The organism is Nocardioides sp. (assembly GCF_050699375.1).
GTDB lineage: Bacteria > Actinomycetota > Actinomycetes > Propionibacteriales > Nocardioidaceae > Nocardioides.
Genome location: NZ_JBOHDN010000288.1, coordinates 1 through 22,985, shown reverse-complemented (window position 1 = coordinate 22,985; position 22,985 = coordinate 1). Strand labels below are relative to the sequence as shown.

At 70.9% G+C, this 22,985-nt stretch carries 19 protein-coding genes; 11 read left to right on the top strand and 8 right to left on the bottom strand.

Annotation, left to right across the window (positions count from 1 at the left end):
* Nucleotides 1-22: 22 nt before the first annotated feature.
* Nucleotides 23-1,033, top strand: coding sequence for a LacI family DNA-binding transcriptional regulator (locus ACRDPS_RS20730; RefSeq protein WP_431503555.1), 1,011 nt, complete (start codon nucleotides 23-25; stop codon nucleotides 1,031-1,033).
* 3 nt (nucleotides 1,034-1,036) lie between these two features.
* On the opposite strand, the gene ACRDPS_RS20725 is transcribed toward ACRDPS_RS20730, so the two are convergent.
* Together ACRDPS_RS20725 and ACRDPS_RS20720 are read right to left on the bottom strand one after the other, a co-directional pair.
* The gene (locus ACRDPS_RS20725; protein WP_431503554.1) at nucleotides 1,037-1,741 is read right to left on the bottom strand and encodes a response regulator; all 705 of its coding nucleotides are present in this window, start codon (nucleotides 1,739-1,741) and stop codon (nucleotides 1,037-1,039) included.
* Nucleotides 1,738-3,405: an ATP-binding protein gene (locus tag ACRDPS_RS20720; RefSeq protein WP_431503553.1), complete on the bottom strand. Its 1,668-nt coding sequence runs from the start codon at nucleotides 3,403-3,405 to the stop codon at nucleotides 1,738-1,740. Before ACRDPS_RS20720 ends, ACRDPS_RS20725 begins: the two co-directional genes overlap by 4 nt.
* 226 nt (nucleotides 3,406-3,631) lie before the next feature.
* On the opposite strand from ACRDPS_RS20720, the gene ACRDPS_RS20715 reads away from it, so the two are divergent.
* From ACRDPS_RS20715 to ACRDPS_RS20670, 10 genes are all read left to right on the top strand, one after another.
* On the top strand, nucleotides 3,632-4,585 hold the full coding sequence (locus ACRDPS_RS20715) for a Bug family tripartite tricarboxylate transporter substrate binding protein (RefSeq protein WP_431503552.1): 954 nt from the start codon (nucleotides 3,632-3,634) through the stop codon (nucleotides 4,583-4,585).
* Entirely contained in the window at nucleotides 4,582-5,130 is a 549-nt protein-coding gene (locus ACRDPS_RS20710) for a tripartite tricarboxylate transporter TctB family protein (protein WP_431503551.1), read from the top strand. The genes ACRDPS_RS20715 and ACRDPS_RS20710 overlap by 4 nt, the downstream gene beginning before the upstream one ends.
* A 13-nt stretch (nucleotides 5,131-5,143) precedes the next feature.
* Nucleotides 5,144-6,667, top strand: coding sequence for a tripartite tricarboxylate transporter permease (locus ACRDPS_RS20705; protein ID WP_431503550.1), 1,524 nt, complete (start codon nucleotides 5,144-5,146; stop codon nucleotides 6,665-6,667).
* Nucleotides 6,667-7,086 (top strand): universal stress protein, encoded by a 420-nt coding sequence (locus ACRDPS_RS20700; RefSeq protein WP_431503549.1) that lies wholly within the window; start codon nucleotides 6,667-6,669, stop codon nucleotides 7,084-7,086. The genes ACRDPS_RS20705 and ACRDPS_RS20700 overlap by 1 nt, the downstream gene beginning before the upstream one ends.
* Before the next feature lie 113 nt (nucleotides 7,087-7,199).
* Entirely contained in the window at nucleotides 7,200-8,615 is a 1,416-nt protein-coding gene (rimO, locus tag ACRDPS_RS20695) for a 30S ribosomal protein S12 methylthiotransferase RimO (protein ID WP_431503559.1), read from the top strand.
* A gap of 10 nt (nucleotides 8,616-8,625) precedes the next feature.
* Nucleotides 8,626-9,270, top strand: coding sequence for a CDP-diacylglycerol--glycerol-3-phosphate 3-phosphatidyltransferase (pgsA, locus tag ACRDPS_RS20690; protein WP_431503548.1), 645 nt, complete (start codon nucleotides 8,626-8,628; stop codon nucleotides 9,268-9,270).
* Nucleotides 9,271-9,434: 164 nt separating this feature from the next.
* Nucleotides 9,435-11,417, top strand: coding sequence for an ExeM/NucH family extracellular endonuclease (locus ACRDPS_RS20685; RefSeq protein ID WP_431503547.1), 1,983 nt, complete (start codon nucleotides 9,435-9,437; stop codon nucleotides 11,415-11,417).
* A gap of 116 nt (nucleotides 11,418-11,533) precedes the next feature.
* Nucleotides 11,534-12,019 (top strand): CinA family protein, encoded by a 486-nt coding sequence (locus tag ACRDPS_RS20680; protein ID WP_431503546.1) that lies wholly within the window; start codon nucleotides 11,534-11,536, stop codon nucleotides 12,017-12,019.
* 61 nt (nucleotides 12,020-12,080) lie between these two features.
* Nucleotides 12,081-12,371 carry a helix-turn-helix domain-containing protein gene (locus ACRDPS_RS20675; protein ID WP_431503545.1) on the top strand — a complete coding sequence of 97 codons (291 nt, stop codon included), beginning with the start codon at nucleotides 12,081-12,083 and terminating at the stop codon, nucleotides 12,369-12,371.
* A 71-nt stretch (nucleotides 12,372-12,442) separates the two neighbouring features.
* On the top strand, nucleotides 12,443-12,643 hold the full coding sequence (locus ACRDPS_RS20670; RefSeq protein WP_431503544.1) for a hypothetical protein: 201 nt from the start codon (nucleotides 12,443-12,445) through the stop codon (nucleotides 12,641-12,643).
* A 9-nt stretch (nucleotides 12,644-12,652) separates the two neighbouring features.
* On the opposite strand, the gene ACRDPS_RS20665 is transcribed toward ACRDPS_RS20670, so the two are convergent.
* The 6 genes from ACRDPS_RS20665 to ACRDPS_RS20640 form a co-directional block, all read right to left on the bottom strand.
* Nucleotides 12,653-13,405 (bottom strand): DNA-formamidopyrimidine glycosylase family protein, encoded by a 753-nt coding sequence (locus ACRDPS_RS20665; RefSeq protein ID WP_431503543.1) that lies wholly within the window; start codon nucleotides 13,403-13,405, stop codon nucleotides 12,653-12,655.
* Entirely contained in the window at nucleotides 13,398-18,134 is a 4,737-nt protein-coding gene (locus ACRDPS_RS20660; protein WP_431503542.1) for an Lhr family ATP-dependent helicase, read from the bottom strand. Before ACRDPS_RS20660 ends, ACRDPS_RS20665 begins: the two co-directional genes overlap by 8 nt.
* Nucleotides 18,135-18,317: 183 nt before the next feature.
* A complete protein-coding gene (locus tag ACRDPS_RS20655) occupies nucleotides 18,318-19,148 on the bottom strand; it encodes an SDR family oxidoreductase (RefSeq protein WP_431503541.1) in 831 nt (276 codons plus the stop codon).
* The gene (locus ACRDPS_RS20650; protein ID WP_431503540.1) at nucleotides 19,145-20,689 is read right to left on the bottom strand and encodes a class I adenylate-forming enzyme family protein; all 1,545 of its coding nucleotides are present in this window, start codon (nucleotides 20,687-20,689) and stop codon (nucleotides 19,145-19,147) included. The genes ACRDPS_RS20655 and ACRDPS_RS20650 overlap by 4 nt, the downstream gene beginning before the upstream one ends.
* Nucleotides 20,686-22,269, bottom strand: coding sequence for a succinic semialdehyde dehydrogenase (locus ACRDPS_RS20645; RefSeq protein ID WP_431503539.1), 1,584 nt, complete (start codon nucleotides 22,267-22,269; stop codon nucleotides 20,686-20,688). Before ACRDPS_RS20645 ends, ACRDPS_RS20650 begins: the two co-directional genes overlap by 4 nt.
* A partial coding sequence (locus tag ACRDPS_RS20640) for a cytochrome P450 (RefSeq protein ID WP_431503538.1) occupies nucleotides 22,266-22,985 on the bottom strand: 720 nt, incomplete at its 5' end. The genes ACRDPS_RS20645 and ACRDPS_RS20640, both read right to left, overlap by 4 nt.

Sequence of the window (22,985 nt, the reverse complement as noted above, 5' to 3'; positions counted from 1 at the left end):
CCGGACGCGATAAGTTCCCTACATGCACGAGACCTCGGCCGCCCGGCCGACCCTGGAGACAGTGGCGCGGGCTGCCGGGGTCTCGCGGGCGACCGTCTCCCGCGTCGTCAACGGCTCCACGACCGTGCGCGCCGATGTGGCCGAGACGATCCGCCGCGCCATCGCCGAGCTCGGCTACGTGCCGAACCCGGCGGCGCGCAGCCTGGTGACGCAGCGTACGGACTCGATCGTACTGATCCTGCCCGAGTCAGCCACCAGGGTCTTCTCCGACGACGCCTTCTTCCCCGGCGTGATCCGCGGTGTCGGGGAGGCGCTGGAGAAGGCCGACAAGCAGCTGGTGCTGCTGCTCGCCTCGACGCCGTCGAGCCACGACCGGATCCTGCGCTACGTGCACGGACGCACCGTCGACGGTGTCGTGCTCGCCTCCATGCACGGCGCCGACACCCTCCCCGAGGAGCTGAAGGCGGCAGGGGTTCCGGTCGTCACCAGCGGACGCCCGTTGGGTGAGGCGACGGTGCCCTACATCGACGTCGAGCACGCCAGCGGGGTGGAGGCCGCGATGCGTCACCTCGTCGGCCTCGGCCGGCGCAGGATCGCGACGATCGCCGGCCCGCAGGACATGGTCGCCGGGCGCGAGCGCCTCGCCGGCTATCACGCCGGCCTCCCGTCGCAGGCGAAGCCGCTGGTGGAGACCGGCGACTTCATGCGGCAGTCCGGGATGGACGCAATGGAGCGGCTGCTGGAGCAGGATCCCGACATCGACGCCGTCTTCGCGGCCTCGGACCTGATGGCCGACGGAGCCCTGCGTACGCTGCGGCGGCTCGGCCGACGGGTGCCCGAGGACGTGGCGGTGATCGGGTTCGACGACGTCGAGGCCGCGCGGTTCACCGACCCACCCCTGACGACGGTGCGCCAGCCGATCCACGAGATCGGCACCCGCCTCGCCGAGCAGATCCTCCGCCTGGTCGCGGGCGAGGAGGTCGAGGCCTCGCTCGTTCTCCCCACCGAGCTGGTGATCCGCGAGTCCGCCTGAGGGTCAGGCTCTGGCGGTCCGGTAGCGGCGCTCGGGTCTTCCGGCGGTGCCGTAGTTGAGACGTACGCCGATCCGACCGATGCTCGCGAAGTGCTCGAGATAGCGGCGGGCGCTCACCCTCGAGACCCCGATCGCGTCGGCGCACTCGGCGGCGCTGAGCTCGTCGGCGTCCTGGAGCGCGGCGAGCACGGCCCGGGCGGTCTCAGGACTCAGGCCCTTCGGCAGGCGCTCACGAGTCTCGCGAGCACCGGCCTGGTGGCTGAAGACCTCGTCGATCCCGGCCTGGACCTGCCCGGCCGGCTGCTGCTCGATCCGGGCGAGCGCGTCGCGGGAGCGGCGTACGTCGTCGAGCCGGGCGGCAAGATCCTCGAACGGGAAGGGCTTCACCACGTAGTGCGCGGCCCCACCCGCGGCGGCGGCACGCACTGTGTCGGCCTCGCGAGCGGCGGTGATGACGATGACGTCGGTGTCGTCGCCTCGTCCGCGCAGCCGCCTCAGCAGCTCGATGCCGCTGAAGTCCGGCAGGTGCACGTCGAGGAGCAGCACGTCGGGGGAGAGGCGAGCGGTCTCCTCGAGCGCCTGGGAGCCGGTGGCGGCCACGCCGACGACCCGGAACCCCTCGACGCGCTCGACGAAGCGGGTGTGGATCGAGGCCACCATGAAGTCGTCCTCGACCACGAGCACGGTGAGCTCCGGCGCGGACGTCATCGGGCCTCCTCGGGGGCAGCGGTGGTGGGTGGGGCGAGCGGTGCGGCACTCGGCAGGGTCGCGATGAAGACCGCTCCGGGGCGCTCCGCCGACCCGCTATTCTCCACCTCGACCTCGCCGCCGCGTGCACGGCACACCAGCTGCACCAGCGCGAGCCCCACGCCGCGGCCGCTGGCGTCTCGTGGCTTGGTGCTGAAGCCGCGCCGGAAGATCTCGGCGACCTGGTCCGCCGGCACCCCGCCACCGGTGTCGGAGACACGGACGGTCACGGTCTCGCCCTCGGCCGTCAGGCGTACGCCGACCCGACCGTCCAGCGGCCCGACCAGCGCCGCCGCGTCGACGGCGTTGTCGACCAGGTTGCCGAGGACGGTCACGACGTCCGCGGACCCGTCGGGGGTGAGCCGAGGAAGAAGACTCGCGGCCTCCAGATCGATGCTCACCCGCCGCTCGGCGGCCAGGCTGGCCTTCGCGATGAGCAGGGCCGCGACGGCGGGATCGTCGATCCGGGCGGTGATGTGGTCGCTCAGGGCCGCCCGGCGCGCGGTCAGCCCGACGACGAAGCGGCCCACCTCGGCGTACTCCTCCAGCTCCAGCAGCCCGGTGATCGTGTGCAGCTGGTTGCTGAACTCATGGGTCTGCGCCCGCAGCGTCTCGGTGACGCTCTCGCGGGCGTTGAGCTCGCTCTGCAGCGCCACCAGCTCGGTGCGGTCGCGCAGCGTGGTGACGGTGCCGGCCGGTCGGCCGTCGTGGTGTACCCGGTTGCGGTTGAGGACGAGCACGCGGTCCCCGGTGACCAGCGGCGCGTCGTGGATCTCCTCGGCCCCGCTGAGCAGCGCGAGGGTGTCCGCAGGCAGGCCGAGCCCGTCCAGCCGACGCCCGGTCGGGTCCTCGGTCAGGCCGAGCAGGTCCCGGGCGCTGTCGCTCATCAGGCTGACCCGGCCGTCGGCACCGACGGCCAGGACTCCCTCGCGGATCGAGCGCAGCAGGCCCTCGCGGTGGTCGGCCAGGGCGGCGATGTCGCGTGGCTCCAGGCCGCGCGTACGCCGCTTGATCAGCCGGGCCAGCAGCCACGAACCCAATACTCCGAGCGCGAGGCCGGCCAGCAGCACGGTCACGGCGTCGGCCCAGGTCCGGGCGAGCCGTTCGGTCAGCGGCGGGTAGTCCTCGGTCACCACGACCACCCCGACCGGCCGCGGCGCCTCTGCGTCCGCACCGGTCGAACCGCCGCCGTAGACCGGCACCTGGGCCGCGATCGCCCGGCGACCGGCATCGTCGATGTCACCCGCCCAGGCTCGGCTCGCCTCGTTTCTGCCGAGGTCGAGGGTCTCGCCGACCCGGGTGGGGTCGGTGGAGACGAGCACCCGGCCGTCGAGCCCGGTGAGGTAGGCAGTGTCGGCCCCCGCGTCCGCGGCCCGGTTCTGCAGGTAGAAGGCCAACGCCTGCTTGTCGGGCGTACGACTCAGCCCGTCCTGCACCGCGGCGATCCCGGCGAGGCTCTCCGCGGCCGCGCGCAGCCGGTCCTCACGGGAGTCGCGGAAGTCGGCGTCGCTCTGCCGCAGGGACACGATGCTGGTCGCCACGACGACGACCAGCAGCACCGAGAGCTGCAGGACCAGCACCTGGCCGGCCAGCGAGAGGTGGCGCCGAGCACCCTGCGACCACAAGTTCCACAACCTCCTTTGGTTGCCCAACGGTGACGGCGGTCACCACGGACTGTGACCATCGCCACTGACCGTTTCATCCCTTGAGTCTGGAGGCCAGCCGTTGTCGACGCCGACATCGCAGTCCCCGCCCGATCCGAGCCAGCCGCCGCTGCCGAGGCAGCAGAGGCAATCGAGTCGGGCAGCGAGCATACGCCGCACCCGTGCCCTGGGCCGCGGCCTAGCCGTCGTGCTCGCGACCTGTCTGCTGGCCGCCGCGTCGGCCTGCGGCGTGACCCGTGGCGAGGAGTCGCGAGACCTCGACATGTGGATCCCGAACAGCCCCGGCGGCGGCTACGACCAGACCGGCCGTGCCGCGGTGGGTGTCCTCGACCGCGACAAGCTGACCGGCGGCGACATCCAGGTGACCAACATCCTGGGCGCGGGCGGCTCCGTCGCGATGTCGCGCCTGATGAGCGAGGAGGGCAACGGCAACCTGCTGATGACGATCGGTCTCGGCGTCGTCGGCTCCACCTACTCCTTCGGCGTGGACGCGCGTCCCCAGAACGCCACCCCGATCGCCCAGCTCATCGAGGAGCAGGAGGGCGTGCTCGTACCTGCCGACTCGCCGTTCAAGACGATCGACGACCTGGTCGAGGCCTGGCGCAAGGACCCGTCCTCCGTGGTCGTCGGTGGCGGCTCCTCGCCCGGCGGTCCCGACCACCTCTTCCCGATGCAGCTGGCCAAGGCGGCCGGCATCGACCCGAAGAAGGTCAAGTACGTCACGTACGACGGTGGTGGTCCGCTCACCAGCGCGCTGCTCGGCAACAAGATCGAGGTCGGCTTCTCCGGCCTCGCCGAGTTCGAGGGGCAGGTGGAGGCCGGCGAGCTCCGGGTCCTGGCCACCTCCGGCGAAGAGCGCGCCACCGGCTCCTTCGCCGACGCGCCCACGCTGACCGAGAGCGGCATCGACCTGGTCTTCCTCAACTGGCGCGGCGTGCTCGCCCCTCCGGGCATCAGCGAGAAGCGTCGCCAGGAGCTGATCGACCTGCTCACCCGCATGCACGACTCCGAGCAGTGGCAGCAGGCGCTGAAGGACAACGGCTGGACCGACGCCTTCGTGACCGGCGACGACTTCGACGATCTGCTGGTCGAGCAGGACCAGCGCGTCGCCACGACCTTGAAGGAGCTGGATCTGCTGTGACTGGATCTGATGTGACTGGCCACGACACCCAACCCGCCGAGCCGGCGGGGGAGAAGAGCACCGCGCGCCGGGTCGACCTCGGCCAGTACGGTCTGGCCGCGTTCATGATCGTCGTCGGCGCGTACACGATCTTCGACGCCGCCCGCCTCGAGGTCGGCTTCGCCGACCCGGTCGGCCCGCGAGTCTTCCCGTACGTCATCGGCGCCGGCCTCCTCCTGGTCGGTGCGCTGCTGGCGGTCGCCACCTCCCGCGGCTCCCAGCCGGAGCCCGAGGAGGGCGAGGACGTCGACCTGACGTCGTCGGCCGACTGGCTGACGGTCCTCAAGCTGGTCGCGGTGCTGCTGTTCACCGTGGCCACCGTCAACCTGCTCGGGTGGGCGATCTCCGGCGCCGTGCTGTTCGCCGGCGCCGCCTGGTCCCTCGGCAGCCGCACGCTGGTTCGAGACGTCCTCGTGGGCCTCGTCCTGGCGATCGGCAGCTGGTACGCCTTCCACGTCGGTCTGGGCATCCCGCTCACCCCCGGCGTGCTCGACGGAATCCTGTGAGAGGGATCGACTGATGGAGAACTTCGAACTGCTCATGGGTGGACTCGAGTCCGCCCTGACCCCGATGAACCTGCTCTACGCCGCCATCGGCGTGCTGCTGGGCACCTTCGTCGGCGTCCTGCCCGGCATCGGGCCGGCGATGGCCATCGCGCTGCTGCTGCCCGTGACGTACCGGCTCGAGCCGACCAGCGCGTTCATCATGTTCGCCGGCCTCTACTACGGAGGCATGTACGGCGGCTCCACCACCTCCATCCTGCTGAACACACCGGGGGAGTCCGCCTCGGTGATGACGGCGCTGGAGGGCAACAAGATGGCCCGGGCGGGGCGTGGCGCGCAAGCACTGGCGACCGCCGCGGTCGGCTCGTTCTTCGCCGGCACGATCGGCACCATCCTGGTGGCGTTCTTCTCGCCGGCGCTGGCCGATGTGGCCGTGGAGCTGGGTGCGCCGTCGTACTTCGCGCTGATGGTCCTGGCCCTGGTCATGACCACGACGGTGCTCGGCACCTCGGCCCTGCGCGGGTTCGCGGCGCTGTTCCTCGGCCTGACCATCGGTCTGGTCGGTCTCGACCTCAACACCGGCCAGCCGCGGCTCACCTTCGGGGTGACCCAGCTCGTCGACCGGCTCGACATCGTCGTCATCGCGGTCGGCATCTTCGCCCTCGGTGAGGCACTGTGGGTCGCCGCGCACCTCCGCCGGAAGCCGGCGCACGTGATCCCGGTCGGCCGTCCCTGGCTGTCGCGTGATGACTGGGGTCGCTCCTGGAAGCCGTGGCTGCGCGGCACCGTCTTCGGGTTCCCGTTCGGCGCGCTGCCGGCCGGTGGGGCCGAGCTCCCGACCTTCCTCTCCTACCTGACCGAGCGGAAGCTCTCCAAGCGAGGCGACTTCGGCCGCGGCGCCATCGAGGGCGTGGCCGGACCCGAGGCGGCCAACAACGCCTCGGCCGCCGGGATGTTCGTGCCGATGCTCGCCCTCGGCCTGCCGGTGACGGCCACCGCCGCGGTGATGCTCTCGGCGCTGCAGGGCTACGGCATCACGCCGGGTCCGCAGCTGATGACCGACCACGCCGACCTGGTGTGGACGCTGCTGGCCAGCCTGCTGATCGGCAACACCCTGCTGCTGGTGCTCAACCTGCCGTTGGCGCCGCTGTGGGCGCGACTCCTGCGGATCCCGCGTCCGCAGCTCTACGCGGGCATCCTGTTCTTCGCCTGCCTCGGGGCGTACGCCACCAACCTGGACCCGTTCGATATCGGCCTGCTGGTCGCCTTCGGCCTGCTCGGGCTGATGATGCGCCGCTTCGGTCTGCCGGTGCTGCCGCTGATCCTCGGCGTCATCCTGGGCCCCCTCATGGAGACCAAGCTGCGCGAGGCGCTGACGATCTCCGGCGGTGACTACGGTGGGCTGCTGAACGAGCCGCTGGCGGTGATCATCTACGTCCTGATCGCGCTGTTCATCCTGGGCCGCCCGCTCATCGCGCGGACCCGGGCACGGGTGGAGAAGTCGGCCACCGTCGATGACGAGAAGGAGCTGGTGAACTGATGAGCATTCCCGCAGGTGGCTGGGTGATCGTGGCCTGGGCGCCCGACGAGTACGGCGCGGTGGCGCTGGACTGGGCCCTCGCCGACGCCGAGCGACGCGACCGTGGCGTCGTGGTCGTCAACGCCTCGAAGGGCGACGCCCTGGTCGACGACCGCTACGCCTTCGACGACCAGCTGGCCGAGCTGGAGCGTCGGCTCGCCGACTCCGGCCGGCCCCACGAGATCCGCCAGTCCATCGACCCGGACGTCGGCGGGGCGGTCCTGGACGCGGCCGAGCAGCTCGACGCCAGGCTGATCGTGGTCGGCCTGCGCAGGCGTACGCCCGTGGGCAAGCTGCTGATGGGCAGCGTCGCCCAACGGATCCTGCTCGCCGCGGCCTGTCCCGTGCTGTCGGTGAAGCCGGGCTCGGTCCCCGACTGACCGGGTCTCCGGCGCGAGGGTTCGGTCTCCGGGGCGTACGCGCGTCATACTTCACGGTGATGAGCACTGCCACCGAACCCTCGCACCCGACCACCCCGACCGACCAGCCGCTCCTGTCGGTCGCGATGGTGACCCTCGGGTGCACCCGCAACGAGGTGGACTCCGAGGAGCTCGCCGGACGGCTGACCGCCGGTGGGTTCCGGCTCGTCGCCGACCCCGACCAGGCCGACACCGTCGTGGTGAACACCTGCGGGTTCGTCGAGCAGGCGAAGAAGGACTCGGTCGACACGCTGCTCGAGGCGGCCGACCTGAAGGCCTCGGCCAACAACGGCGGCAAGGCGCAGGCCGTGGTGGCGGTCGGCTGCATGGCCGAGCGCTACGGCAAGGACCTGGCCGCCGAGCTCCCCGAGGCCGACGCCGTGCTCGGTTTCGACGACTACCCCGACATCGCCGCCAAGCTCCGCTCGATCGTCGCCGGCGAGACCCATCACCCGCACACGCCCCAGGACCGGCGCAAGCTGCTGGCGATCTCGCCGGTGGAACGTGACGCCGCCACGATCTCGGTGCCCGGCATGGCGGCCGTCGACCAGGTGCCCGGCTTCGCCGGACGTACGCGGCTCGACGACGCTCCCTGGGCGCCCCTGAAGCTGGCGAGCGGCTGCGACCGGCGCTGCACCTTCTGCGCGATCCCGCAGTTCCGCGGCTCCTTCGTCTCGCGGCGGCCCTCCGACGTGCTCCACGAGGCCCAGTGGCTGGCCCAGGAGGGCGTCAAGGAGCTCTTCCTGGTCTCGGAGAACTCCACCTCCTACGGCAAGGACCTCGGCGACATCAGGCTCCTCGAGACGCTGTTGCCCGAGCTGGCGAGCGTCGACGGCATCGAGCGGGTGCGGGTCTCCTACCTGCAGCCCGCCGAGACCCGGCCCGACCTGCTGAAGGTCATCGCCACCACACCAGGCGTGATGCCCTACTTCGACCTGAGCTTCCAGCACGCCTCCAACGCGGTGCTGCGACGGATGAAGCGGTTCGGCGACCCGGAGAGCTTCCTGGGGCTGCTGAGCCAGATCAGGGCGTACGCTCCCACCGCCGGTGTCCGCTCCAACGTCATCGTCGGCTTCCCCGGCGAGACCGAGGAGGACCTCGAGATCCTCACCGACTTCCTGGTCGAGGCCCGCATGGACGTCACCGGCGTCTTCGGCTACTCCGACGAGGAGGGCACCGAGGCGGCGGCCTTCGACGACGCGCTCAAGCTCGACGAGGACGAGGTCCGCGCCCGCGTCGAGCACGTCAACGAGCTCGTCGAGGAGCTCACCGCTCAGCGCGCCGAGGAGCGGATCGGCGAGCAGGTCGTCGTGCTCGTCGAGGAGATCGCCGACGGTGAATACCTCGGCCGAGCCGCTCACCAGGGGCCCGAGGTCGACGGGATGACCTCGCTCGAAGGTGACGTCGAGGACGTACGTCCTGGTGATCTCGTGCACGCGACCGTCATCGCCTCCGAAGGCGTTGACCTGGTCGCGTCGGTGAACGGCTAGGGTGCGGCCCGTGAACGAGAGTGCCGGTGTCGGCAGCCCTGACCAGAAGACGAGCAACTGGAACGTACCCAACGCGCTGACCACGCTGCGGATCATCGCGGTGCCGTTCTTCGCCTGGACGCTGCTCGCCGACGGCGGCGACAACCCGACCCTGCGCTGGGTCTCGTTCGTGATCTTCGCGCTCGCGATGATCACCGACAAGATCGACGGCGACCTGGCGCGCAAGCACAACCTGGTCACCGACTTCGGCAAGATCGCCGACCCGATCGCCGACAAGGCGGTCACCGGGATGGCCCTCATCGGGCTCTCGATCGTCGGCGACGTGTGGTGGTGGGTCACGATCATCGTGCTGCTGCGCGAGTGGAGCGTCACGCTGCTGCGGCTCTCGGTCCTGAGGAAGATCGTGATCGCGGCCGACCAGCTCGGCAAGATCAAGACCACCGTGCAGGCGGTCGCGCTCGGCGGCCTGCTGCTGCCCCTCCCGCACGGTACCGCTCACGGCGGCGCGTTCGGCGACGCTCTGGTGTGGGAGCTGCTCTTCTACGCCTTCCAGGCCTGCCTCGCGGTCGCGGTCGCGCTGACGATGTGGTCGGGCGGCCAGTTCTTCCACAGCGTGTGGAAGCAGCGCGGCGCGCTGCGCGGCACCGCTTCCTGAGGGACGTACGGCTAAATTTCGGGTAGTTGTAACTCCGTTACCCGACGTTCACCGCAGATCCCCGCCACGACGGTGTTCGCCGAGTTATGGTCGCGTGGTTTCGGTCGGTGCTGAATCGGGCAGACCGCCCACCGTCTTCTACCTTCCACGCGGGGAGTTCATCAATGTTCTCAGCACGTCAGGTGCTTGGCTCGGTGGTAGGCCTGACGGCCGCCGTCACCGCCGTCACCGGAATCAGCGCGGCCGCCATCCCGACCGCCGGCGCCGCCACGACGGCCGAGGCCGTCGCGATCGCCGACATCCAGGGCACCGGGACCTCCAGTCCGCTCGACGGCGAGACGGTGACCACGAGCGGCATCGTCACCGCCGCGTACCCCTCGGGTGGTTTCTTCGGGTTCTACCTGCAGACCCCGGGCTCGGGCGGGTCGCTCGATCTGGGTGCGCACGACGCCTCCGACGCGGTCTTCGTCTACCAGCCCCGCTCCGCCGGCGCGGTGACCGTCGAGCCCGGTGACGTGGTGACGGTGACCGGCGAGGTGACCGAGTACGCCGGGCTGACCGAGGTCTCGGTGGCCGCGGCCGGCGACATCGTCACCGACGGCACCGGGTCCATCGACCCGGTCGTATCGCAGTGGCCGGCCACCGCCGCGCAGAAGGAGTCGCTGGAGGGGATGCTGCTCGCGCCGCAGGGCGACTTCACGGTGAGCAACACCTACGGGGTCGAGAACTACGGCGAGCTGGGACTCGCCCAAGGCGACCGCCCGCTGCTCCAGCCGACCGAGGTCGCCCGCCCGGGCTCGGATGAGGCCGCGGCGGTCGAGGCGGACAACGCCGCTCGCTCGATCGTGCTCGACGACGGCTCGTCGGCCACGCTGCGCCCGCCGACGAGCCGCACGATTCCCTACGTCTCCAACACCGCGCCCGTCGTGGTCGGTGCCTCCGTCGACTTCCGCGGCCCGGTGATCCTCTCCGAGGGCGGCTCGCCGTCGTCGCCGACCTACCGTCTCCAGCCGACCCAGGTCGCCACCGCTGACCCGGGCTCGTGGGCGGCCGACTTCGGTGACGTACGCAGTGACGCCCCGGACGAGAGCAAGATCGGCCGGCGCGCCGACGTGAAGATCGCCTCCTTCAACGTGCTCAACTACTTCACCACGCTGGGCGACGCCGACGACGACAACGTCGGTGACGGTGGCTGCACCGCCTACAAGGACCGGGACGGCGACGGCAACAACGTCAGGAGCGGTTGCGACCAGCGCGGCGCCTGGGACCCGGCCGACCTCGGTCGCCAGCAGGCGAAGATCGTCTCCGCGATCAACGCCCTCGACGCCGACGTGGTCGGCCTGATGGAGATCGAGAACTCCGCGCGCATGGGGGAGCGACCCGACGAGGCGACCATGTCGCTGGTCGCCGCGCTCAACGCGGCCGCCGGACACAAGGTCTGGACGGCCAACCCGTCCTCGGCCGAGCTTCCCGACGCGTCCGGCTCCGATGTGATCACCAACGCGATCATCTACAAGCGCTCGGCGGTGCGTCCGCTCGGCAAGGCGCGTGCGCTGGGTGACCAGAGCGGCGACGACCAGGCCTTCGGCAACGCCCGTGAGCCGATCGGCCAGGTCTTCAAGCCCGCCGGCGGCGGCGCGCCGTTCCTCTTCGTGGTCAACCACTTCAAGTCGAAGGGCTCGCCCGGTCCGTGGCCGGGTGACGAGGACTCCGGCGACGGCCAGGGTGCCTCCAACGAGTCGCGGGTGCGCCAGGCGACCGCGCTGGTCTCGTGGGTCTCCTCGATCAGGTCCGAGACCGGGATCGCCGACGTCGCGCTGGCCGGCGACTTCAACTCCTACACCCAGGAGGACCCGATGCAGGTCCTCTACGAGGCCGGCTACGCCGACTCGGAGACGCTGAGCGGAAACGAGGAGTACAGCTACTCCTTCTCCGGTCTGGTCGGCTCGCTCGACCACGTGCTGCTCAACCGGCACGCCCAGCGCCGCTTCACCGGCTCCGACATCTGGGGGATCAACTCGGGTGAGTCCGTGCTCTTCGAGTACAGCCGCTACAACTACACCGGTGCCGACCTGCACACCGACTCCCCGTTCCGTTCCTCCGACCACGACCCCGTCGTCGTCGGCCTGAAACGCAACGGCGGCTAGCACCGGTCTGTGCCAAGCAATGTGCCGAGTCGGCTCGTTACGACGAGCCGACTCGGCATTGATCTGGGGCAGGACGGGCCGACTCGGCGGGTGGGCCGTCGGCTAGGTTTCTTTCCATGGCAGTCGTCGAGGACCTTCACGCCGCTCTGCGGGAGGCCGGCGCGACCGTTGCGACCGCCGAATCGCTGACCGCCGGGCGCCTGGCCGCTCTGCTCACCGAACCAGCGGGGGCCTCGAAGACGTTTCGCGGGGGCTTCGTGACGTACGCGACCGAGCTCAAGCACACCCTGCTGGGTGTCCCCGTCTCGGTGATCGAGACCGCCGGCGTGGTTTCTGCGGAGTGCGCGGCGGCGATGGCCGCGGGTGCGCGGGAGCGATCGGGCGCGACGTACGCGCTCTCCACCACCGGCGTGGCCGGGCCCGATCAGCAGGAGGGGAGGCCCGTCGGGACGGTGTATCTCGGCATTTCCGGTCCGCACGGTGAAACAACTGCGCGACTTGGTCTGTCGGGCTCGCGTGCGGAGATTCAGCGTGATACCTGTTTGTTCGCTGTCGATGAACTCCTCGGACTACTTCGGCGGGAAGTTCGAGGGGTCAGGTAGCGTTAGAGCAGGACGTCACCGAGATGTCGGTGGCTTGTGACCAATAAGGAGGCTGACCGCAATGGTGCTCTTCCGTCGACTTCTCGGCGACGTGCTTCGTGCCCAGCGGCTCGAGCGCGGAATGACCCTGCGCGAGGTCTCCGCGGAGGCACGAGTCAGCCTTGGTTACATCTCCGAGATCGAGCGTGGTCAGAAGGAAGCCTCCTCCGAGCTGCTCGCGTCGCTGTGCAGCGCCCTCGACGTGGCGCTCTCCGACGTGCTTCGCGACGTCTCCAACGCAGTCGCCGTCGAAGAGGCCACCATCCTCCCGATGCCGGTCCGCGCCGCCGCCGACGACGTGGCTGCCGCCTGATTCTCTCCCCAGTTTTGGGGTCCTCTGCCCAGGTGGGTATCTGAGCGAGCGCCGCGCTCTCCTTGGGTGATGTGGGACACGAGGAACTCTCAACGGCGGCGGATCTGCTCGAAGCTCAGCTCTTCGGGCTCGAGGAGACGCTGAGCATCCTGCGCGAGGAGCTCACCGCCGTCACGCCGGGCGAGAGGGTCCACGTCGCACGCAGCATCAAGGACACCCGGCTGCGCATCGCCAAGGTCCGGGTCGGGTTGATGCTGCACGGCCGGGCGTGATCGAGATGATCAGCGCTGGCACGAAGGGCACAGATAGGCGGGCCGCTCCCGGCCCGGCGGGCCGACCCTGGCCACGGTCACGGTGCTGCCGCAGCGGCGACAGGCCCTGCGGCCGTAGACCCACATCCGGCGCGAGCGTGACCACTCGGCGTGCATCAGCTCGCGGGTGCGCCGCAACATGGCGGGGAGCCGCTCGCTGGCGTCCGCGACCGTACGCAACGGACTGATTCCCGCGATGAAGCAGGTCTCCGCGGCGTAGATCGTGCCGATCCCGGCCAGGTTGGTCTGGTCGCGCAGTGCCTCGAAGAGGGTGCTGTCGGGGTGTTGCCGGAGACGTCGGAGGGCTTCGTCGGGGTCCCAGGTGTCGGCGAGGATGTCGGGGCCGAGGTGTGCGAAGGCTGCCTGCTCCTGGTCGCGTCGGAGCAGCTCGACGGTGCCGAGGAGGAAGCCGACGGCCTCGGTCGTCTCGGAGCGGAGCACCACCCGTGCCTGGAAGCCGGGCTTCGGCCAGCGCCGGCCGGCCTCGAGGACCCGCCAGGAGCCTTCCATCTTCAGGTGGGTGTGCAGCGTCCACTCGCCGGAGCGGTGGTCGATCCTGGTCAGTAGGTGCTTGCCGCGCGTCGTGGTCGTGACGACGGTGCCGCCGGAGAGGTCGACCGTGGCCAGCTGCGGGACCCGGAAGTCCGTACGCGTCAGAACCTGCCCGGCCAGTCCCTTGTCGAGCGCGCGGGCCGTACGGAGCACGGCGTCGCCCTCAGGCATGGCCCTGCGAGGTGGAGCCGCGGGAGGTGAGGCGCAGGCCTCGCGGCGTGGCGATGAAGCCGGCGTAGGTCAGTGCCTGGCGCAGCGGGGTCTCGCCGGAGCCGAGCAGCGGTGCCCCGTCGGCCTTCTCGACGGTGAGACGGCCGAGGGCTCCGCGCCTGACCGCATCGGCGAGTGCCGCGGCGCCGGGCTCGAGGAGGTTGGGGTCCTCGGACCAGGTCAGCAGCGTACGGCCGCCGCGCTCGACGTACATCGCGAGCTCGCCGTCGACGAGCACCACGATCGCGCCGGCCTTGCGACCTGGACGATGACCGGCGGAGTCCGGGGTCGGGCCGGTCGAGACCGGCCAGGGGAGCGCCGCACCGTAGGGGTTGGCCGGGTCGGTGGCGGCGAGCGCGAGGGCGACCGGTTTGTCGCTCGGCTCGACCCGGGAGAACGTACGCAGCCGGTCGACCGAGCCCGCCGTGCCGAACTGGGCCGCGCCCAGGCCCTCGACGAAGTAGCCCCGCCGGGCCCGGCCGGACTCCTCGAAGGCACTGAGCACCTTGTAGACGGCGGCGAACCCACCCGGCGTACGCTCCGACTGGACGGCGCCGCGGGTGACCACGCCATGGCGTTCGAGCAGCCGCTCGGCCGCCGCGTGGGCGCGCTTGGTCGGGTCCGGGTCGGGCTCGGGAAGGATCGTCCAGCGCCCGGCCGTCTCCGGGAGACTGGCTCTGGCCGGCATCCGCACGGCGCCGGCGTAACGCCCGCCGCGGGCACGCGGAGGTGGTCGTCTCGATCGGTGTGAAGGCGTACCGGACCGGGTCAGCGCGCGCAGCGGGAGCAGGGTGTCGTTGCTGACCCGTCCCGACCAGACCAGCTCCCACAGGGCTGCGCTCAGATCGGCGTCGCTCGGCTTCTGGTCGGTGTCGGCTGCCATCGTCCGGGCGAGCTGGTGGAAGAACCAGGCGCCGCCGGGCTTCAGGGCGTCGAGCAGCTGCTCGGCAAGCGGTCCCGGCGGCATCTCGGCGGGTGGCGGCAGGGTCAGCTCGGCGGTGTCGGCCGGGTGCAGCGAGACCCAGCCGTCGGTGCCGGGCAGGGTGCCGTGGCCGGCCCAGAGCACCTCGCCGCCGGAGGTCAGCTCGTCGAGGAACGCCGGCTCGTAGTCCACCACTCGCGCGGGCATTATCAGGCTCTCCAGCGCGCTGGCCGGCACCGGGCAGCCGGCCAGCTGGTCGACGACGCTCAGGACGCCGTCGACCCCGCGCAGCGCCCCCTTGCGTACGGACGTCTTCTGCCACGCCGGGAGGAACCTGCCCAGCGCTGCCGGCTCGACGGGCTCCACCTCCTTGCGTAGGCGGGCGAGGGATCGCCGGCGCAGCATGCGAAGGACCTCCGCATCGCACCACTCCAGCCCGCTCCCGCCGGGCCGGAACTCGCCGTCGAGCACCCGGCCGCGGGCCGAGAGCCGACCCAGTGCGTGACGTACGACCGCCTCGCCCAACCCCAGCCGTGCCGCCACGTCGGCTGCCGTGAACGGACCGTGTGAACGGGCAAAGCGCGAGACCAGGTCACCGACCGGGTCCTCGACGGGCTCGGTGAACGCGGACGGTACGCCCGGCGGCACCGCCACCCCCAGCCCGTCCCTCAGCCTGGCCACATCCTCGACGACCGCCCACCGGGCCTCACCGGCCACCCGGACCTCAACCACCCGCCGAGTCGCCGCCAACCCCTCCACCATCGCCGAGACGTCACTTATGTCGGCCGAGAGGTCACCCCCGTCGGCCGAGAGGTCACTTGCGTCGGCCGAGAGGTCACTTATGTCGGCCGAGAGGTCACCCGGTGACTTCTCGGCCTGCAGAGGTGACTTCTCGGCGGGGGTGGTTCGGGTTCGGGCGGCGATCTCGGCGAGGGTCAGTGGGCCGATGGTGCGGATGAGGTCGGTGATTCCCTCGGCGCCACGAGCCCGCCGGGTCGGCGCGAGGCGTTGGAGCTCGGACTCGACCTCGGCGAGGACCTCGGGGTCGAGGAGCTCGCGGAGCTCGGCGCGGCCGAGGAGCTCTGCGAGGAGACCCTGGTCGAGGGTGAGGGCGGCGGCGCGGCGCTCGGCGAGCGGTGAGTCGCCTTCGTAGAGGAACTGGGCGACGTAGCCGAAGAGCAGGGACTGCGCATAGGGCGACGGGGACTGGGTGGAGACGTCGACGATCGAGATCTCTCGGCGCTCGATGCGCTTGAGGAGGCCGACGAGGGAGGGAAGGTCGTAGACGTCGCGGAGGCACTCGCGTACGGCCTCGAGGATGATCGGGAAGCTCGGATACTGGGAGGCGACCTCCAGCAGCGCGGCCGAGCGCTGGCGCTGCTGCCACAACGGCGAGCGGCGGCCGGGATCCCGCCGGGGAAGCAGCAGAGCTCGCGCCGCGCACTCGCGGAACCGGCTGGCGAAGAGCGCTGATCCGCCGACCTCGGTGGTGACCAGGTCCTCGATCTCGTCGGGCTCGAAGACGATGATCTCGCCGGTCGGGGCCTCGGCATCGGTGTCGGGAAGCCGGATCACGATGCCGTCGTCGCTGTCGATCGCCTGTCCGTCGACCCCGTAGCGCTCCCGGATCCGTGCGTTGATCGCCAGCGCCCACGGTGCGTGGACGGGGCGGCCGTAGGGAGAGTGGACCACCAGCCGCCAGTCGCCCAGCTCGTCACGGAACCGCTCGACGACGAGGTTGCTGTCGGAGGGGAGGATGTTGGTGGCCTCGGCCTGTTCGTGCAGGTAGGTGACCAGGTTGGCGGCCGCGTAGGCGTCCAGGCCGTCCTCCTGCGCCCGCGCCTCCGCCTTCTTCGCGGGCAGCGCGGCGAGCTCGCGGGCGTAGGCGCCGACGGCCTCACCGAGCTCGGCCGGACGACCCAGCGAGTCGCCTTTCCAGAACGGCAGCCGCCCAGGGATCCCGGGAGCCGGGGTCACCAGCACCCGGTCGTGGGTGATGTCCTCGATCCGCCATGACGTCGCACCCAACGCGAAGACGTCGCCGACCCGTGACTCGTAGACCATCTCCTCGTCGAGCTCGCCTACCCGGCGCCCTGAACCCTCGCCGGCGAGAAAGACGCCGAAGAGGCCACGGTCGGGGATGGTGCCGCCGCTGGTGACGGCCAGCCGCTGCGCTCCCGGACGCCCAGTCACGGTCCCGGCGACCCGGTCCCACACGATGCGCGGGCGCAGCTCGGCGAACTCCTCGCTCGGGTAGCGTCCGGCGAGCAGATCGAGCGTCGCGTCGTAGGCGGAGCGGGGGAGGGCGGCGTACGACGCCGTCCTTCTGACCAGCGTGAACAGCTCCTCGACGTCCCAGGACTCCAAGGCCGTGGCCGCGACGATCTGCTGGGCGAGGACGTCGAGCGGGTTGGCCGGGAGGCTCATCGACTCGATCAGGCCGGCGCGCATCCGCTGGACAGAAACCGCTGTTTGGGCGAGGTCACCGCGATGCTTGGGGAAGAGTACGCCGCGGGAGACCTCGCCGACCTGGTGACCGGCTCGCCCGACGCGCTGGAGTGCGGAGGCGACGCTCGGCGGCGACTCGATCTGGACCACCAGGTCGACCGCGCCCATGTCGATGCCGAGCTCGAGGCTGGAGGTGGCGACCACCGCCGGCAGACGGCCGGACTTGAGGTCGTCCTCGATCAGCGCCCGCTGTTCCTTCGACACGCTGCCGTGGTGGGCCTTGGCGATGACCTGGGCCGCGCCGTACGACTGCCCCGACTGCGCCATCACCTGCGCCGGAGGAGCTCCGGGTCGGGTGGTCATCTCGACAGGCTCGACCACCGGAGGCTCCGGTGGGTCGGTCTGGAAGACCCGGTCCGAGGCGATCTCGTTGAGCCGGGCGGTCAGCCGTTCCGCGATCCGGCGGGAGTTCGCGAAGACGATGGTGGAGCGATGGGCGGTGACCAGGTCGGCGACGTGCTCCTCGACGTGGGGCCAGATCGAGGAGGCCCGCTGCGGGTCGTCGTCCTCCTCCTCGCCGTAGGCGCTCGGCGCGGTCATGTCCTCGACCGGCACGACGACGCTCAGGTCCCAACGCTTCTCCGCCGGCGGCGCGACGATCTCGACGGGCTGGGCGCCGCCGAGGTAGCGCGCGACCTCCTCCAGCGGACGTACGGTCGCCGAGAGCCCGATCCGCTGAGCGGGCTTGTCGAGGAGCGCGTCGAGCCGCTCCAGGGTCAGCGCCAGGTGGGCGCCACGCTTGGTCGCGGCCACGGCGTGGACCTCGTCGACGATCACCGTCTCGACGCCACGCAGGATCTCGCGGGCCTGGCTGGTGAGCATCAGGAACAGCGACTCGGGCGTGGTGATCAAGACGTCGGGGGGAGTGGTGGTCAGCCTGCGCCGGTCGGCCGCGGTCGTGTCGCCGGACCGCACCCCGACGCGCACCTCCGGCGCCTCGATCCCCAGCCGTTCGGCGGTCTGCCGGATCCCCACCAGGGGGCTGCGCAGGTTGCGTTCCACGTCCACCCCGAGCGCCTTGAGCGGGGAGATGTAGAGGACCCGGCACCGCCGCTTCTTCTCGGGCACGGGCTCGGTCAGCAGCTTGTCGATCGACCACAGAAACGCCGAGAGGGTCTTCCCGGATCCGGTAGGCGCCACGACGAGCGCGTTGCGCCCCGCCCCGATCGCCTCCCAGGCGCCGGCCTGAGCGGCGGTGGGCGCGGCGAAGGCAGCGGCGAACCACGTACGTGTCGCTTCGCTGAACCCCTCCAGTGCCACCCCCACATCCTGTCACCGACCACCGACAGAAACCCGGAGGCGTACGTCGGCCGACTGAGCCAACTGACGCCGCGCACGTCGTCGCGGCATTTTCCCGCCATGGCGGGAAAATGCCGGGGGATCAGGACCGACATGCCGGTATTTCCGCGCCATGGCGGGAAAATGCTCCCGCCGCCAGCACCGCTAACGTACGTTGCGCCGCACCCTTTCCTCGTACGCCGCCCGCGCGGCCGGGTCGACGCCGGCGAGCAGCTGGGAGGCGTTGGTGGCCCGGTCGACGAAGTCCTGGAACCGGCGCGGCATCGCCTGGGTGACCTTGGTCAGGGTCTGGGCCCAGCTGGGCACCCAGGTCTCCGGGCGAGGGGTGATCAGGACCGACTCGATCGCCGCGGCGACGTCGTCGGCGGTGACCGGCTTCATCCCCTTCGCCGCCGGCACTCCGTCGGCGAGCTCGGTCTGCACCACGGCCGGCAGGATGAGTGACACGTCGACGCCGGACGGCGCCAGCTCCATCCGCAGCGCCTCGGAGAAGCCGACCACCGCGAACTTCGAGGCCGAGTAGGTCGCCGCGTCCGGGACTGGCACCCGCCCGACGGCCGAGGCGACGTTGACGATGTGTCCCCGGCCCCGTTCGACCATCGCCGGCGCGATCGCCTTGATCCCGTTGATCGGACCGTGCACGTTGACGTCGAAGATCGCGCGGGTGAGCGCGTCCTCCTCCTCGAGTACCGACCCGAGCGGCATGATCCCGGCGTTGTTGACCAGCGCGTCCCACGGCCCCAGGCCTGCGACAGAGTCGAGAAAACCACGCCACGAGGCGGGATCGGTGACGTCCAGATGAGCAGCCACCACCCGGCCCCCGAACGCGGATGTCGCCTCCGCGGCGAGGTCGGGGTCCAGGTCGCCGACGGCCACCGTGGCACCGGCGCGGGCGAGCCGCTCGACGGTGGCGCGCCCGATGCCGCGGGCACCCCCGGTGACGATGACGGACATCCCCTCGATCTGGCGTGTCATGACTCTCCTTCGGTGGTGCGGACGATGCTGCGTACGGCTTTCCTGTCGGTCTTGCCCACGCTGGTGACCGGCACGGCGTCGAGGATCAGCACCTCGCGCGGGTACTTGTGGGCGGCGAGCCGGGTCCTGGCGAAGGCCAGCAGCTCCTCGGAGTCGACGGCGGCACCGGGGTGGAGCGAGACGACCGCGACGACCTCCTCCCCGCTCTTCTCGTCCGGCCGCCCGACGACCGCGGCCGCCGAGACGGCCGGGTGTGCGAGCAGCGCGTCCTCGACGTCGCGCGGGAAGACGTTGAACCCGCCGCGGATGATCAGGTCCTTGATCCGGTCGTCGACGTAGAGATAGCCGTCCTCGTCGAAGTGCCCGACATCGCCGGTGTGCAGCCAGCCGTCGACGACGGTGGCGGCGGTCTGCTCGGGGGAGTTCCAGTAGCCCATCATCACGCCCGGCCCGCGCGCCCGGATCTCGCCCGACTCTCCGGCGGGGAGCGGGGAGCCGTCGGGCCCGGCGATGACGACCTCGGCATGGGGGAGCGGCTTCCCGACACTGCCGGGCCGGCTCTCCTCGACGGTCGAGGCGGCCAGGACGGCGCTCGACTCGGTGAGGCCGTACCCCTCCATGATCGAGGCGCCGAACGCCTCCTCGGCCCGCGCGCGCAGGGCCGGCAGCAGCGGTGCGCCGCCGCTGCCGATGAACCGCAGCGAGCTCAGGTCATAGTCCTGGTGGGGCTGCTCGAGAAGCATCTGCAGCATCGAGGGCACCACCGAGCTCGACTCCAGCCGGTGCTCCTGAACCGCCTCGAGCCAGCCCTCGGCGTCGAACCAGCGCTGCAGCACCGCCGACTGCGCGCGTTTCGAGTGGAGCGCGGCGATGACCACGATCAGGCCGTACGCGTGGGACAACGGCAGCGGCAGCAGCGACCGTGTCGTCTCCGCCTTCTCGGCGACGACACGGAGCGCGTTGCCCGACTCCCACAGCCCGCGATGGCTGAGCATGACGCCCTTCGAGCGGCCCGTCGTGCCGCCGGTGTAGAGCAGCGCGGCCAGGTCGTCGTCGGCCCGTGGCTCGATGGGGATCGGGTCGGCGACCTCCAGAGTCTCGTACGCAACCACGTCCGCGTCGGTGGGCACCTCACCCGCGACGATCACCGTCAGGTCCAGGCCCTCGCTCGCCGCCTGGATCAGCGGCAGCAGCTCGGGGGTGACCACGGCCGCCTTCGCGCCGGAGTCCTCCAGGATGTGGCGCAGCTCCGGCGGGGTCTGCAGGAAGATCACCGGCGTCACGACCGCACCGCAGCGCCACAGCGCGTGATAGGTGACGTACACCTCCGGGGTGTTCATGGTCAGGACCACGACCCGGTCGCCAGGCTCGATCCCGAGCCCCCGGATCCCGCCGGCGACGCGGGCTGCCCGGTCCACGATGTCCGCAGAGGAGTGCCAGACGCCCTCGAAGTGGATCATCGGATAGTCGCCGATCCGCTCGTGCCACTGCTCGGCGAGCACGGCGAGGTTGTGCGGTCCCGGCTGCGTACGCTCGCTCATCGCATCCCGATCTTCCGCAGCGCCTTGAGCTGTCCGTTACCGAGCCGCACGAACTTCTCGATCGTCTGCCCCTTGAACGGCCCGATCGGACCCATCCGGGAGGTGGCGACGGTCTGGGCATCGGTGAACTTCCGGATCCCGTCGGCCCCGTGCCGCCTGCCCAGCCCGCTCGAGCCCATGCCGCCCATCCCGGCCTCGATGCTCCCGGCCGCGAGCGCGGCGCCGTCGTTGATGTTCACCGCGCCCGCACGGATCCGGCGGGCGATCATGTCGGCCTCGCGTACGTTCTTGCTGAACACGCTCGCCGAGAGCCCGGCCTCGCCCTGGTTGGCGATCCGGACCGCCTCCTCGTCGCTGCCGGCGCGGTAGAGCGCGAGGACCGGACCGAAGGTCTCGCCCAGGCACAGATCCATCTCGTCGGTGACGCCTTCCAGGACCGTCGGTGCGAAGGCGTACGGCCCGACCTCGGGCATCGGTTCACCTCCCGCCAGCACGGTCGCGCCCTTCGCGACCGCGTCGGTGACGTGGGCGGTGACCTTGTCGAGCTGTGCCTGCGAGGCCAGGGAGCCGACGTCGACCGAATAGTCGAAGGCCTGCGCGACGACCTGGCCCTCGGTCTCGGCGACCAGGGCCTGGCGGAAGGCGTCGTAGACGGCCTCGTGCACCACCACGCGCTCGATGTGGACGCACATCTGCCCGGTGTTGGCGAACGCCGCCATCACGGTGCCGCGAGCGGCCTGCGCGAGATCGGCGTCGCGCCGGACGATGAGCGGGTTCTTACCGCCGAGCTCGAGGGAGGCGCCGATGAGCCGGCCGGCGGCCCGCTGGGCCACGATCCTTCCTGTGGCCGTCGAGCCGGTGAAGGCGATGTAGTCGACGTTGTCGATGAGTGCCTCTCCGGTGGCGGCGCCCGGTCCGGTGACGACCTGCCAGACGTGCTCGGGCAGACCGGCCTCGGCCATCAGCGCCCGCGCCCACAGCAGCGTGAGCGGCGCCTGCGGGTCGGCCTTGCTGATCACGCTGGTGCCGGCGAGGAGGGCCGGGATGGTGTCGCCGATGCCCAGATAGAGCGGATAGTTCCACGGCGAGATGATCCCGACGACCTTCTTCGGCACCCGCACCTCCTTCACGGCCGTGAGGGCGGGAAGGGCGCCCCGGACCTTGTGATCGGCCAGATAGCTCGGGCCGCGCCGGGCGTAGTGGCGGGCGATGGTGCCGACCTGCAGGATCTCCTGCCAGGCGTGGAACCGGGCCTTGCCCATCTCCCACTGGATCAGGTCGAGCACCTCGTCCTGCCGCTCGACCAGCAGGTCGTGGAAGGCGAGCATGACCTGGGCACGGTCCTGGAAGGGCAGCGTGGCCCAGTCGGGCTGGGCCGCTCGTGCCTCGGCGGCGGCCTCGGCCACGTCCTCGGCCGTGACCGAGGGGACCGGTGCGGTCGGCTGCGCGTCGTACGGGGCCGTCGCGGTCAGCGTCCCGTCGCCGCCGGAGACCGGGCAGGCCACCCATCGGGTCCAGGAGGCGAGCCTGGCCTCGTCGACCCAGGCGGGACGTACGGTCGTGATCGCTTCAACAGTCATCGGGATCCTTCGGGGGTCGGGAGGCGGGTCAGACTGATCGGGTTGCCGTCTTTGGGGAAGGGCAGCGAGCTGTTGTCCAGGGGTGCTCGGTAGGCGGGAGCGACGCTCCACCGGTGGTTTCGCAGCAGCCGATGCAGGATCGACTTGATCTCCAGCCCGGCGAAGTAGAGGCCGATGCACTTGTGCACCCCGCCGCCGAACGGCTCCCACGCCATCCGATGGCTCTTGTCCTCGCGTCGCTCCGGGCCGAAGCGCTCGGGGTCGAAGACGGTCGGGTTGGTCCAGTAGGCCTCCATCATGTGGCTGAACTGGACCCCGACCATGACCGCCGTGTCCTCCGGGATGCGGACACCGAGGAGGTCGGTCTCCTTGACCGTACGCCGCATCAGGGCCGGCACCGGAGCGCGCAGCCGCAGCGCCTCCTTCATGACCAGGTCCAGGCTCTGCAGGCTCTCGATCTCGGCCATCGTCGGCGCCGGACCCAGTGTCAGCGACTCCTCGCGGCAGCGCTGCTGCCACTCGGGATGCTGGCCGAGATACTGGAGCATCGTCGAGGTGGTGATGGTCGAGGTGTCGTGCGCGGCCATCATCAAGAAGATCATGTGGTTGATGACGTCCTCGTCGCTGAACCGCTCGCCGTCCTCGGTCTCGATGTGGCACAGCACCGAGAAGATGTCGCCGGTCTGCTCGGCCCGTCTGGCGGGGAGATAGTGACG